Source organism: Myxococcales bacterium (genome assembly GCA_023898405.1).
Classification (GTDB): Bacteria; Myxococcota; UBA727; order UBA727; family JABDBI01.
On the sequence record CP060221.1, the window covers coordinates 709053 to 722589 of the forward strand.

The 13537-nt window shown below is 39.7% G+C and carries 12 protein-coding genes; 4 read left to right on the forward strand and 8 right to left on the reverse strand.

All coding sequences use genetic code 11. The annotated features are described in order from the left end of the window. The first annotated feature begins 11 nt into the window (after positions 1-11). Both dusB and H6731_03215 read left to right on the forward strand, forming a co-directional pair. On the forward strand, positions 12-1070 hold the full coding sequence (dusB, locus tag H6731_03210) for a tRNA dihydrouridine synthase DusB (protein USN51430.1): 1059 nt from the start codon (positions 12-14) through the stop codon (positions 1068-1070). A gap of 72 nt (positions 1071-1142) precedes the next feature. Beyond that, entirely contained in the window at positions 1143-1958 is an 816-nt protein-coding gene (locus H6731_03215; protein ID USN51431.1) for an IS5 family transposase, read from the forward strand. 22 nt (positions 1959-1980) lie between these two features. Here H6731_03215 and H6731_03220 read toward each other — a convergent pair whose 3' ends face one another. The 5 genes from H6731_03220 to H6731_03240 form a co-directional block, all read right to left on the reverse strand. Beyond that, positions 1981-2562, reverse strand: coding sequence for a hypothetical protein (locus tag H6731_03220; GenBank protein USN51432.1), 582 nt, complete (start codon positions 2560-2562; stop codon positions 1981-1983). A 195-nt stretch (positions 2563-2757) separates the two neighbouring features. Then, entirely contained in the window at positions 2758-3393 is a 636-nt protein-coding gene (locus tag H6731_03225; GenBank protein USN51433.1) for a hypothetical protein, read from the reverse strand. Positions 3394-3577: 184 nt separating this feature from the next. Beyond that, entirely contained in the window at positions 3578-5596 is a 2019-nt protein-coding gene (locus H6731_03230) for a DUF4215 domain-containing protein (protein ID USN51434.1), read from the reverse strand. A gap of 201 nt (positions 5597-5797) precedes the next feature. Further along, complete coding sequence (locus H6731_03235) at positions 5798-6727, reverse strand: RluA family pseudouridine synthase (protein ID USN51435.1); 930 nt, start codon at positions 6725-6727, stop codon at positions 5798-5800. Next, the gene (locus H6731_03240) at positions 6720-7121 is read right to left on the reverse strand and encodes a hypothetical protein (protein USN51436.1); all 402 of its coding nucleotides are present in this window, start codon (positions 7119-7121) and stop codon (positions 6720-6722) included. Before H6731_03240 ends, H6731_03235 begins: the two co-directional genes overlap by 8 nt. A 110-nt stretch (positions 7122-7231) precedes the next feature. Between H6731_03240 and H6731_03245 the strand changes: the two genes are divergently transcribed. Then, positions 7232-7876, forward strand: coding sequence for a glutathione S-transferase family protein (locus tag H6731_03245; protein USN51437.1), 645 nt, complete (start codon positions 7232-7234; stop codon positions 7874-7876). Between the two features lie 56 nt (positions 7877-7932). Here H6731_03245 and H6731_03250 read toward each other — a convergent pair whose 3' ends face one another. Then, a complete protein-coding gene (locus H6731_03250; protein USN51438.1) occupies positions 7933-8250 on the reverse strand; it encodes a hypothetical protein in 318 nt (105 codons plus the stop codon). A gap of 290 nt (positions 8251-8540) precedes the next feature. Beyond that, on the reverse strand, positions 8541-9815 hold the full coding sequence (gene serS / locus H6731_03255) for a serine--tRNA ligase (GenBank protein ID USN51439.1): 1275 nt from the start codon (positions 9813-9815) through the stop codon (positions 8541-8543). Between the two features lie 114 nt (positions 9816-9929). Here serS and H6731_03260 point away from each other — a divergent pair, with 114 nt between their 5' ends. After that, on the forward strand, positions 9930-10364 hold the full coding sequence (locus H6731_03260; GenBank protein USN51440.1) for a hypothetical protein: 435 nt from the start codon (positions 9930-9932) through the stop codon (positions 10362-10364). Between the two features lie 112 nt (positions 10365-10476). On the opposite strand, the gene H6731_03265 is transcribed toward H6731_03260, so the two are convergent. Beyond that, on the reverse strand, positions 10477-13521 hold the full coding sequence (locus H6731_03265; protein ID USN51441.1) for a phosphatidylserine/phosphatidylglycerophosphate/cardiolipin synthase family protein: 3045 nt from the start codon (positions 13519-13521) through the stop codon (positions 10477-10479). Positions 13522-13537 lie beyond the last annotated feature (16 nt).

A 13537-nucleotide genomic window follows, 5' to 3' on the forward strand; every position in this document is an offset into this window, starting at 1 on the left:
AGATATTTTCCATGCTGAGTATTGGTCGTTATAAAATTGAACATCCCTATATTTTAGCTCCCATGGCAGGTGTGAGTCAGATGCCCTTTAGACGCTTAGCTTTATCTTTGGGGGCAGGGCTTGCACCGACTGAGCTTATTTCGGCCAAAGGGCTTAGCTACGGTAATCTACGTACCAAAAGTTATTTGGCTTATGATCAAAAGGTGGAACGGCCCTTTTGCGTACAGCTTTTTGGGGGGGAGGTCGATGCTATGGCCATAGCCGCTGCTCAAGCGATGAAGATGGGGGCAGAGATCATCGATATCAATATGGGGTGTCCGGTTAAAAAAGTTACTAAAACCAATGCTGGTTCAGCTTTAATGTGTGACTATCCACGCGCTCAAAATATTATTAAGGCTATGCGCAAGGCAACTGAAGATCGTATTCCCATCACTGCAAAAATTCGCTCAGGATGGGACAGTAATAACATGAATTATCTGGAAGTAGCTCGGGCTTTGGAAGAATCGGGGGCTCAAGCAGTGGCTATCCATCCTCGCACACGTGCACAAGCTTATTCTGGAAAGGCTAACTGGGATCATATAGCTGAGCTTAAGGCTCATTTGAAAATTCCTGTCATCGGTAATGGAGATGTAAAAAATGTTGCTGATGCTCAAAAAATGTTTGTAAGCACTCGCTGCGATGCCGTCATGATCGGGCGTGCAGCGTTGGGGAATCCATGGATTTTTCGAGAACTTTCCAACAATAAATTTGGCGTGAGCAGCGAAGAAAGACTAACAATAGTGCACAAGCATTTGAAGGACCATATCGAGCTACGGCGTGAGTTAGAAGAAGAAGAAGGTGTGAGAAATTTTAGTATGAATCACGCTTTAAAATGTTTCAGATCCCATCTTATGTGGTACTCAGTGGGGCTTGAAGGTAGTTCAAAATTTAGACAAAAAGTTATGACGACTGATGATTATCAAGCTACCCTTGATTTGATTGAAGAATTTTTTAGTTCTTCTAAAAATTCTCATGTTCACAGTCAAGAGGATGAAGATGACGGTATCGACTACCGCCAGGCTTTTGGTTAGCGTTTAGAGACTGTAAAAAAAATCAATTTGGCAATTCTGGTTCAATAAATGTCGCTGTGACGAAAGTATGACGTGAAAACCTTTTTGAAAGGAAATATCATGTCGTGCTTGTATGAGACCTGTTTGTCAGATTGTGCCTGGGAGGTGATTGAGCCACTTTTTCCTGCTAACGCCAAACGAGGCAGACGTCGTGTCTATAGCTTTCGGAGCATAGTTGATGCCATATTCTATGTTTTAAAGAACGGCTGTGTGTGGCGTTGTTTACCCAATGAATTTCCTCCTCACGGTATTGTCTATCACTATTTTCGCACCTGGTCTGTTTCTGGTTTGTGGGCGGTCTTAAACTGCATTCTCGTGGCAATAGTCAGAACCTGTGCTGGCAGAGATGCAAGCCCCTCACTTGTTTCCATCGACTCCCAATCACAGACAGCGGAACCAGGAGTAGATGAGCGTGGTTTGGATGGGGGAAAGAAGATTAATGGAAGAAAGCGCCACATCGTTGTTGATACGATGGGATTGATGCTCCTATGCATTTGTACCGCAGCAAATGTATCTGATAGGGTTGCCGGCGAGGAATTGGTTACTGAGCTCAATAAGCGCGAGAAGTTTCCCAGATTAGCGAAGATTCTTGGAGATAACGCATATAAGAATTTGTCTTCAGACTTGAGAGTAGGCGTAAGCACAGAAACTGCGGAACGTTTAAAAGGGCAAAAGGGGTTTGTACCACAAATATTTCGTTGGGCCGTAGAACGAACTTTTGCTTGGCTGAATCGAAATAGGCGTCTGGTGCGTAACTATGAGAAGAATACAAAGCATCAGGAATCAATGAACTACATCGCTAATGCAAGATTATGTATCAGACGATTGGAAAATTGGCTTACCACCTGAGATTTGATTTTTTTTACAGCCTCTAAGAAATATCTACATCCATATCAAAAAGCCCATATAGAAATTTCCGGTCAATTTCCCAGCTCCCAACTTTCGTCCCCTTAGATTCAGGGTCTGCCCAACCATGTCCCTTCAAATAAGTTAAATGCTTATTAGACTGATCCGAATTTCCACCAAGATTTTCTAGGGGCTGAATGACCCATGCAATATCAACAGATTTACTATTCAATAGGCCTCTTTTTCTGAGTTCGGCCTGAAGATCTATTGGAAGATTTTTTTCAAAAATTGATGAAAATTTGACTGCCATTGTGCATGAAAATTTTTTTGCATGATAATCGCCAAAAACTGTGGCTTGAGGAACGGCAGACATAGCGTAGTCGGTGGGCAAGAAATTTACCGTAGGAATTGCCACTAAAGCGTAATAGAGAAATGGGAGATTCATGAACTTATCCCACTCAGCCTCTGACATAGAGTAATTTTTCTGTCCAAAATTTATACTGGTTTTTGCAGGCCTTTGAAGATTTATTGAATTAGGATCATTGGAACCTTCACTGCAAGAAAACAAACTAGAAAATAATACTAGTAATAAAATTTTATGTAACATTTATTTCACTCATTACCCAAAGGCGATGCTCGCCTGTAGGCAGCACTACTGCCAAATTTCCTCTGAACTCAGCATGTAAAAGCTTACAGAAAATATGCTCTAAGAAAAGAGGGTTTTAAAGCAAAATTATGTACTATTAAAGCATCTATGGAAGTTGATTTAATAGCTTAATTAAATAGATAATTTTGTGAAAACTTATTGCCCAAGATTATTGTTCCACTGGGAGTATCGAAGATTAAATTCAGACAAATTATTAGGAGCATCTAAATAATTTTCTGGCTGAATTGTATGGATATAGGCTTTTAGCTCCAGAAGTTCTTTCTCCAGATAATACTCTCTGTTCCAAAAGTTGGTACTCCATGAAGCAAGGTTAATATTTTCTTGTGATAACATTTCATTTTCATGGTGCATTAGGATATAGGCATCGCTCAAATTTTTATACGCTCCTTCATAAACTCTTAAATTTTCATCTTTGCTACAAACCTGGTCATATAAACTTCTTGAATTACAAAGTACTTGTCTCAATTCTTCTACTAGTTTTTTATTCTGCAAAAATAAATTCTTGTTATCATTTTTGAGTCGAGAAATATTTACATTTTCCTCAACGATCTTTTTTTGCAACTGTTCCGAAAGCTCTTGGTTGAGTTTTTTACTTTTTTCAAGCTCATTTTTGGTTTCGAACAGTTCTTTTTCTAAGTTTGAAAGAGACGTATTAGCATAATTTTTTATGGCAGCAGATGCTTTAACTGAAGTTTGATGAGTAACATTCGATGAATGGAGTCCTTGAGAAGCACACAAATATAGCAAGATAGCGATTAAAAACTTCTGCATATATTCCTCTAATCTTAAATAATATAATTTCGGGTTCTATCTAAGTAGGCTCAGAAAATTTGTCAACAAGCTATTTAGGCTTGCCTTACTCTGCTAATAAAAAAATCCCCCAAAATAATTCGAGGGATTTTTATCACACTTAGTAAATTTTAATAATTTACCAAGCTTCAGAAATAATTATCAGCTAAGGTAGGATGACAGGCTCAAGCTGACAAGTAGAGCTACAACCATCAAGATCAACGGTATTTCCATCATCACACTGCTCATTACCTTCGATAGTTCCGTTGCCACAGACAACGATACGGCAGAAGTTATCGCAGCCATCATCTTGATTTGTGTTGCCATCATCGCACGCTTCGCCAGCGTCTACTACTCCATTGCCACAGGATTCAACCTGGCATGTATCGGAGCAACCGTCTCCACTTATGTTATTGCCATCTTCACATTGCTCAGGAATAGCTGCTTCTGGTTCTAGATAGCCATTGCCACAAGCTGGAATTTGGCAGATAGCACTGCATAATGGACCTGGGATATTGTCTCCGTCATCACACTGCTCACCTGGATCAATGTTTCCATCACCACAATGCTCTAGTTGACAAGTATCGCTGCAACCATCCCCTGCAACGGTATTACCATCTTCACATTCCTCTATTGGTGCGCTCAAGATTGAATCACCGCATACAGCTAACTGACAGTTGATAGCGCAACTACCAACTCCAGGTGGTTCACATGCTTCACTTGCTTGAATTATGCCATCTCCACAGCTTTCAAGCTGACAGGTTGCACTGCATCCATCATTAGGATCAGTATTGCCATCTTCACACCCCTCACCTGGATCAATGATGCCATTACCGCAAATATGCAAGCGACAGCTCGAACTACATATGAGATCTCCCATAGGTCCCGCATCGCATTCCTCTCCAGGATCAACTACATTGTTACCGCATTCTTCTACTTGGCATGTAGGCGAACAACCATCTCCAGCATTAGTATTACCATCCTCGCATTGTTCAGGAATTGTCGCATCAGGTTCTAGGTAGCCATTGCCACATCGTGGAATTTGGCAAATATCACTACACAGTGGCCCTGCAACAGTATCTCCATCATCGCATTCTTCACCCGCATCAACCACGCCGTTACCACAGTTTTCAAGCGTACAACTTGAACTACAGCCATCGCCATCAACAGTGTTACCATCTTCACACTCTTCTACTGGTGGGCTCAGAATCGAATCACCGCAAACCGCCAATTGACACGTAAACGTACAGCTTCCTTGACTAGGTGGCTCACATTGTTCACTCGCTTGAATGATTCCATCGCCACAGCTTTCCACTTCACACAAGCTGCTGCACCCATCATCGGACTCTATATTTCCGTCATCACAGGCTTCTCCTGGATCCAAAATTCCATTTCCACAGACGCGAAGCTGACAAAGTGGGCTACAAGCCTCGCTTCCTGTTGGGCCATCATCGCACTGTTCATTGGGATCAACTATGTTATTGCCGCATCGCTCAATTAAACACACTGAAGAGCAACCATCACCATCAACAGTGTTACCATCGTCACAGTTTTCATCTATGTTGAGAATTGAATTTCCACACACTTCAAGTTGGCATGCAGAACTACATCCGTCACCATTTACATTATTGCCATCATCACATACTTCACCAATATTGATGACACCATCACCACAGTTTTCTAAGGTACATGATGCACTACAACCATCACCACCTTCCAAATTTCCATCATCACATTGTTCTGTAGGAGAAACTACGACTCCATCACCACACTCTTCAATAAGACAATGTGCACTACAGCCATCACCATTGACCAAGTTTCCATCATCACATGCTTCATTTTTACTTTGGCGTCCATCACCACATCTGTGCACAATTGTCTCTACTTCAGGCACTGGTACAGGAACAGGCACGGCTACTGGTGGCGGTGGCGGTGGTGGGGCAACTGGTGCAGGTGCAACGCTTGCTCCTCCCGAATGCCCACCAACAAAATCATTATCAGAATCAATTTTTTCAATTGCTGATGGCTCTTTTGTTTGTGGAGCCTTTTCTGTGTTAGTCAAAGAAATTTGTGGTGAGCTTTTTCTCCCTCTTGCTCGCTTTTGCGATTTTGAGGAAGGAGAATTTCCACCGCATGCCATGAAGACAAGCAAAAAAATCAGTGTCAGGTAGCGACAACAGTGCATTTTAGATACCCCCTAAAAAAGCTAAACGGAATTGCTTCACGCAATTAGAAAAGCCTTATTCGAGAATAAAGATACAATACTACCTAAAATATAATCACATTTTTTTTGCATAAAAAAATTAAACAAATTAATCAATAAAATAAAACAAGTCGCAACAACAGCCACTACTCACTACACTTAACACTACTATATCACTTTAAACTACAAGTTAATTAACCCATAAAAGTCGCCAGGAATACTTGCCTTAAAAATATATTTTTTTTCATCGATCTTAAAAGCCAATGAACTTGCATGCAAAGCATGCCGAGGGTGAATGAGCTGTGCATCACAGATTCTCCGATTGCACCAATCGTCGAAAAATATTTCACCATGGGTATAGAGTTTATCACCAACGATTCCGTGCCCAATTAGACTTAGATGGGCTCTGATTTGGTGTTGACGACCAGTGTATGGCCTGCAAACAACTAAAGTTCTATCACTATCATCGCAATATTTTATAGGACGCACCTTAGTGAAACAAGCTTTACCGTCGCTATCTTCGATCATGCGAATAGCAACTAGCCCTTTATTTCCTTGCAACCCAAGAGACTTATCAATGAGTTGGCTTCTTTTAAGCTGCCCCTGTACCACGGCAAGATAGCTTTTTTTCACCTCTCCTTTCATAAATAATTTTTTTATGATGCTTTCTGTATCGCGCTTTTTTGCGCATACCACCAAGCCTGAGGTTTCTTTATCAATTCGATGACACGGATTAATTTTTTGGCCAGGGTACTTTGCCTTCAACCAATACGTAACTGTTTTATATAGACAATTGGCGCTTGGATGTATGCTCATACCATAGGGCTTATTCACCACTACAATTGCATCATTTTCAAAAACAATTTTGACATCAAAACTATGCACGTCATCCGGCTGATCGGGCGCAAAACGAAATAAAGTAGCAGTCTGCCCTTCCTTTACACGCAAGGATAATTTCACAGGATTTCCATCCAGTAAAAAATCTTTAGCCTCTATAATACGAGCAGCACGCATGCGAGATATCCTCCCAATCTTGCGTGTTAAATACTGATCAACTCTCAGGCCATGCATATCAGACGGCACTATCCAGGTTGAATTTACTCGCTCACTCATAACCACATCTTGACTCAATATTTAGAAGTTCCTGAGCCTCATCAATTTGCCAAATTTGCCCTGAAACCAAAGTTTTTTTTCTCCCGAAAGCCTGTATACAAAAATGGTCTTGTTGCGGAGGAAATTTATCTGAAAAAACATAATATTTTTGAGGAATTAACACTCTTTGCTCTTTATTGACTAGCGTTTCCATTGATGCAAAATGATCATGTTCTTTGTGGTAGAGCATTTGTGCGGCATAAATTTGTTCGAGAGAAAATTTGGCCTCACTTTCGATGGAACGGCACATAAATGCATCATAACGCACATATACGATACTAATGGCAACAATAATAAGCGCCCAAATTATACTTATTTCTATAAGTCTAAGTCCTTTCCAAAAACCTTTTCTCATGGCATACCCGAGAGTTAAATAAAACCTTTATTTAAAAGGTGCACTCTATCGCAAATTTCGTTTGTGCACCGTAGCGATTTTTGAAAACTAAAGTCAAGGGAGCGTCACATATGGCTCAATCAAAAGCGCCACCATTTACTCTATACGAATACCGTCCTTCGCCTTTTTGTGTGGCTGTACGCATTGCTCTGAATGAGTGCGAAGTAAGCTTTACTCCGCGCGAAGTTGACCATGACAAACCTCGCACCGCTGCCTTTTTAAAGCGCAGCCCCTTTGGCACACTGCCTGCGTTAGTAGAACATCGCCCTGGTGGAGAGCTCGCTATTTTTGAAACCACAGCCATTTTATTATTTTTAGCAGAGCGTTTTCAGGATAAATCACTTGGTTTTCAAGATTTATCTTCCAAAGCTCAAAGTTTATCGTGGCTCAGCTTTATTGGCTCAAGCTTCGCTGTACAACTGTGGTCTGCCCTTGAAGAAAGCGGCTCTGCTGAATCGCAAAAGGGTATGGTCGAGCGCAAAACTCAAGAATTCTTTGCCACTCTCGACATTCTCGATAAGCATCTTGCCCGCAGAGCTTTTTTGTCTGGTGATTATTCCGTTGCCGATACCTTTGCCACCCCATTGCTCGACTTGCTCGAAATGGTCAAAGGAATCGAATCCGATGCCTACCCTCATGTATTTTCTTGGCGAGAACGTTTGCGCTCACGACCAAGCTATAAGGGTGTATGGCCTCACGAAAAAGAAATTAAATAATTTTTTAAAAAAGCCTTTTAATTTTTTCTCCAAAAATTAAGAGGCTTACAATATTCTCACCAATTGATTAAAGAAAGTTCGTCAAAGAATTCTTCCAATTCGGCATCTCGAACTGCTAAATTTTTTAAGTAACCAACAAATACTTGTTTTAAACTATTAAGATCTTCGGCATTACAATTTTTTTTAGCCAAGAGCGCTTTGGCTGTATCTTTGAGCTCACACTCCTGTTCTAATTTTTTATCAATATCGCTTAAAATCGCTCTAAAAATTGGCGACATCAACGGATTAACACTGACTTGATCGAGCCTTTGGCTCAAGTTCGTGGCACAAATCGACGCTGTAAAAAATAAACAAAAAATAATTTTTCTTAGCATGTCTTTCCTCAACTTAAGCTAATCATGCCAACTTAATAAAACTTTTCTAGACACTATGAACTGCATGAAACAATATGAAAACATCGGTGATGTAAAGAAAAAGTTGAAAGGCTTCTTAATAAATTTTTGAACGATTCCGCAGCGCACGCGATGACTTAGTGAAAAAATTTATTAAGAAGCCTTTCAACTTTTTCTGGACACGACCGAAAACATTATGTTGTCAACCTTAGAAATAATTTTTGGCAAGCAGTGGGGCCACACCTGCCAATTAAGCTCAGAATAGCTTAGCCTCACTTTAGTTTAATAAACTCTTGTCCGCCCATATAGCACTGAAGCACTTTAGGAATGCGAATGGTGCCATCTGCTTGCTGATGATTCTCAAAAAGAGCGACAATGGTTCTTCCTAAAGGTAAACCCGAGCCATTGAGCGTAACCAATGGTTGTGGTTTAGCATCTTTCATCCTCATGCGAATTTTTGCTCTGCGGGCTTGAAAAGATCCAAACGAAGAGCACGAAGAAATTTCTCGATACGCATCTTGGCCAGGTAAATAAACTTCTATATCAAAGGTTTTTTCCGAATGAAAACCCAAATCTCCTCCACAAAGTTCCACAACTCGATGGGGAAGTTCTAACTGTGTAAGCATGTCCGATGCTCGATCGACCATCGCTTGCAGCTCGTTCATCGCTTGATCGGGATGAGCAAAACGAACCATCTCAACTTTTTCAAATTGATGAAGGCGTATCAAACCCTTGGTGTCTCGACCAGCAGCTCCTGCCTCTGCTCTAAAACAAGCAGAGTATGCGCAGTAGCGCAATGGAAGTTTTTCTTCATCGATTATCTCATCAGCATGAAAGTTGGTGACAGGAACTTCAGCTGTCGGAATTAAATAATAAGGCTCACCATCTTCCTCGATAACTTTAAAGGCATCGTCCATAAATTTGGGAAACTGCCCAGTTCCGATCATTGCTTGCTCGCGTACCATATAGGGTGGGCAAAGTTCGGTATCACCTTTTTTGATGTGATAATCGCAAAAAAATTGTATTAGAGCACGGTTGAGCTTGGCTGCATCACCTTTTAAAAATGCAAATCGAGAGCCAGAAATTTTAGCCGCGCGAGCCATATCGATAGTATCGGTCAATACTCCAAGCTCAGTATGATCCTTGGGCGTAAAACTAAACTTTGGTTTTTCTAAAACCGTTTTTACAACAATATTATCTTCTTCGCTTACGCCATCAGGAACATCGGCCCTTGGTAGGTTTGGAATATCCAATGCTAACAATGAAAGTTCAGATTCAACTTTATTGAGCACTTCATCATCAGCTTTAATCTTTTGCGCTAAGGTACGCATTTCTTCTCTACGCACATCTATTATAGATTTATCCGCAGTTTTGAGTTGCTGATTAATTTCATTTCTCTGACGCTTAAGTTCTTCAGAACCAAGGATAAGTTCTCGACGTTGTTTAAGCAAAGTAAGCAGCTGATCGATCGATGGAACAACGCCTCGCTTATTGAGTAATTTTTTTGCTTCAGAAAAATTTGCTTCCAACCACTTTAAATCATGCATTTTCTAACCTATTGCTTGGAACTTTAAAGAAACCTAAGCCTTCTTTTATTGTTAACATCGAAACAACAAAAAATAATTCACTTGGTATTTCGCACGATAAAAAGGGAGTTGCAAATGGAGTTTATGATACCAATCTACCGCATGGTGCACTTTTTTGGCTTCGCCCTCTTACTGGGAGGAATCACTACAAGTCTGGTGTTGGTCAAAAAGAGCAAACACAGCGTGAAAGGAACGCTAGATGCCTGGAATTGCATGCATTTTATTGCAGCACCAGGACTGGTTCTTCTTATTATCAGTGGAATTTTACAATCATCTGCGCTCTTTTGGGAAAATTTTAAAGACGCTGGTTACATGTATGCCAAAGTAATTTTGGTAGTGATTGTACTTGGGCTCGTATTTGCAGATATGCGCATGCAAAAATCTATTATACGTCGCAAAGCTGATGCTGAGATGATCCAAGATATGGTAAAAAAACGCCAGGTAGTAGCTATCAGCAGCTGCATTTTCATTATGCTTATCATGTGGCTAGTCAGCTATCGTCCATTTTAAAGGTTGTCGCTATATTTAGATTGCCTATCAAGATTCAACTGCCCTTAACTGATAAATATTGGCGCCAAAAATAATTTTGAAGCTCATTAAAAAATAAGTTCGAAATCATTTTTTAGAAAAGCTCGCCTAATAAAAGTTTAGCCGCAGCGCTCAGCTCTTTGTCTAAAGGATTGGATTCTATCTGAGCTAATGTTATTTCATCGGATTGCTCGAACATATCAATCAAGAGCTGCTGATACATTTCTTGATTAATTCTCTCATCATAAATAGCACATAAGTCTTCAGTATCGTGGTTGGCTGAACGATTATCTAAGTTATAAGAACCAATAGTAGTAAGCTTATCACCGAGAACTGCTACTTTGGCGTGAACTGTGCGGTTTTGATTTCTCTGATAGATTTTGACACCTGCTTTCAAAAGTTCACGGTAATCGAAAATGGCTGCTTCAACCAATTGTTTGAAATCGCTCGTTTCTTTGCTGTTTGTCAAAATTCTTACATCGACACCACGCTTTGCTGCACGAACAAGTTCTTTTTGCAATGGTCTCAATATTCCCCTCGGTAAAAAGTATGCGGTTTCAAACCAAGCTTTTTCACCAGGTTTAAGCGTTCTTAAATTGTATAGAAAAAAATTAACAATATTATCGTCGCCATCTTCCCATGGGCGGTGCTGAATCACGCTCACTTTGACATTGTCATTATCATCTTTTGTATCGTCATTGGAAATCTTTGGTTTAAAAGCCAGTCGCTCATGAGCAATATGCACCCAATTTCTGCGAAAGCATTTATAAACATCTCGGACGATATCCCCTCGCAGCAACACATCTGAATCACGCCATGCAGGCTGCATCCTACCATCTACATTAACCAAAGTGTCATTATTACCCAAATATTCATCAGCAATGTTCATGCCTCCAACTATTGCTTGTTCACCATCGACAATGAGATATTTTTCGTGACTCCGGTATGAAACATTTGCCACACGTTTGAGTGCAATCAGCATTTTATTGGTATCAACCATCGGCTGAGATAAAATTTCCTTAAGCTCGTTCACATACAAATGAGGAGATGCAAACTCTTTCCCGCCAAAAATACTTTTAATGGCTTTTGCTAATTCATTGCGATCACCTAAATCAATTTTCCACGAATCATCGTGGATGCTGCACACAACTTTTTCCAAGTAATCGAGCATGCCGGAAATATTGCTCAGGGATTTTTCAAATGGCTCCCTAAAAAGCAGTGGATATTTTTTTGTAATACTAAATATTTTTCTCAAACCTTTCTCAACGGTATTATTGTAAATCCTCAGATCAACTCCGTTGGCAATAAGATAGCTATAGATCGCATTAGTCTGTTCTAGATCTTTAATAGAATTTATATTGCCAACCGAGTCGACAATACCTCGAACAGCTACTCCTCTTTTCTGAGCTTCAACCAAGGCATGAGCAAATTTCCAGCCTGAGCTGTCGTCTTTAAACGTCAAAGTCTGAAAACAAACCTGTTCTTTTGCTTCACCAATCATGCGAAGTCGCTCTGGCATTGAGTGTGTACCGTCAATCAGAATTTTAACTTCGCTTGCATCATGCAATTGCGCTCCAGTTATTTCTTGTACTTGCAAAAAATTTTCAGGGCTTCCGATTGAGTGAAGCGGATGCTGAGTTATTTCAGTATTTACCCGTTCATGATGACCTTCCAAATTAACGATCGGACGAATAAATCGCAATAATCCGTACTCAGGAGGCTTTATTCTAGCCTGCTCTTTATTGATAGTGATTTTATAATCCAAATTTAAGGGCTTTAACTCTGGAAAATCTTGAAGTAATTTTTTGCCTGGAATTACTCCTATTTTTGCCTGAGCTTTGGCAAAGTTATTCCGACCATCAATAGCAAAATCTTTTACTCCCACATCAACAACAGTGTGCGCAGTCAATTGCGCCCCTCTATTCCCCAATTTTACAAAGGGATTTCGGGCAGTTAATACTGCTCGTGCAGCTCCCTTGGCAAATTTTTTATCTGAACTTAATCGCCCACTCACACCAACTTGCGATAAAATATGAAGCTCATCAGCTCCAATTTCATAATTAAAAGGTGTTTTTTCTTGTTCCTTACCGATGGCGCTTTTTATATTTCTTCTCACAGGAAGTGCTTGATCAAGATTTTTTTTACTGACACCTTCAATTTTTACATCGGAAATATTTCCATCAATCTCGCCATCCACATCAAATCTAAATTTATTTTTGGAGCGTGGTGAAATTTTTAAACGTCCTCCCATAGAAAAGGATCCGAGTGAGCACAAAAGTTGGTTTTGCTCTTTTTTTACTACAATCGAAAGTTCGCCCCTTGAACTAAGATCTAACTTACCTGAACTCTTAAAATTAAAATCTGCATATTTTCCTCTAAGAGTTTTATCTGCTTTTTCTAAAGATATTTGCGATGGAGCGCCTTCAACTTCAATTGAAAAATCTGCTTGCCCTGATAGAGCTCCAAGGACTCTTAAAATTTTTCTGAGATCAAAACGAGTGCTGATATCTTTTAAATGGCCAGAAACTGAATTGTTTGGAGACGGAAGTATCCCAATATCGATCAAAAAGTTTTCATCTAACTGAGGTAATTTAATGTTCGTAATTTGAGGAGCTAATTTTTTATTAAAAATTTTAAGCGCTTGAATATGGCCATCGACAAAAACTTTCCCCTCATTTCCTACACTTATTTTTTTTAGCTTTACATCGGCTAGGGCATCTTTAATCGAAGCAAGTATTGGACTATTTTTTGCTTGTTTTGTTAATGCCGCGGCAGGATTATTAATAGCAATTTCTTTGGAGAAGATTATTTGAAAATTTTTAAGTACGATTTTATTTTGCTCATTTTTCCCGACTTCAATTTCTATATGAGCAAAAGTATTTTTGTCTATGCTTAGAGAAGTATTATTATTCACTCCAATGAAATTTTTGTCCCCACGAATAAGTGGAACGTCGATGGATAATTTTCCATAATGAAGATCTTCTAATTTTATGCCGCTTATTTTTATGCCGAATATTTCCATACTGGAAATTGTTTGATCTCTAACTGTAGCATCTATGTTGATTTCTTCCTTTTTAAAATCTAAATCTTGATTCCTATTTAAAAACGCACCTTTCTCTAGTCCATTTATTTTTGTCACATAGACTCCATAAAAT

Excerpts from the sequence above, each read along its gene's own strand:
- dusB (USN51430.1), top strand. The coding sequence starts at position 12 with ATGCTGAGTATTGGTCGTTATAAAATTGAACATCCCTATATTTTAGCT.
- H6731_03220 (USN51432.1), bottom strand. The coding sequence starts at position 2,562 with ATGTTACATAAAATTTTATTACTAGTATTATTTTCTAGTTTGTTTTCT.
- H6731_03225 (USN51433.1), bottom strand. The coding sequence starts at position 3,393 with ATGCAGAAGTTTTTAATCGCTATCTTGCTATATTTGTGTGCTTCTCAA.
- H6731_03230 (USN51434.1), bottom strand. The coding sequence starts at position 5,596 with ATGCACTGTTGTCGCTACCTGACACTGATTTTTTTGCTTGTCTTCATG.
- H6731_03235 (USN51435.1), bottom strand. The coding sequence starts at position 6,727 with ATGAGTGAGCGAGTAAATTCAACCTGGATAGTGCCGTCTGATATGCAT.
- H6731_03240 (USN51436.1), bottom strand. The coding sequence starts at position 7,121 with ATGAGAAAAGGTTTTTGGAAAGGACTTAGACTTATAGAAATAAGTATA.
- H6731_03245 (USN51437.1), top strand. The coding sequence starts at position 7,232 with ATGGCTCAATCAAAAGCGCCACCATTTACTCTATACGAATACCGTCCT.
- H6731_03250 (USN51438.1), bottom strand. The coding sequence starts at position 8,250 with ATGCTAAGAAAAATTATTTTTTGTTTATTTTTTACAGCGTCGATTTGT.
- serS (USN51439.1), bottom strand. The coding sequence starts at position 9,815 with ATGCATGATTTAAAGTGGTTGGAAGCAAATTTTTCTGAAGCAAAAAAA.
- H6731_03260 (USN51440.1), top strand. The coding sequence starts at position 9,930 with ATGGAGTTTATGATACCAATCTACCGCATGGTGCACTTTTTTGGCTTC.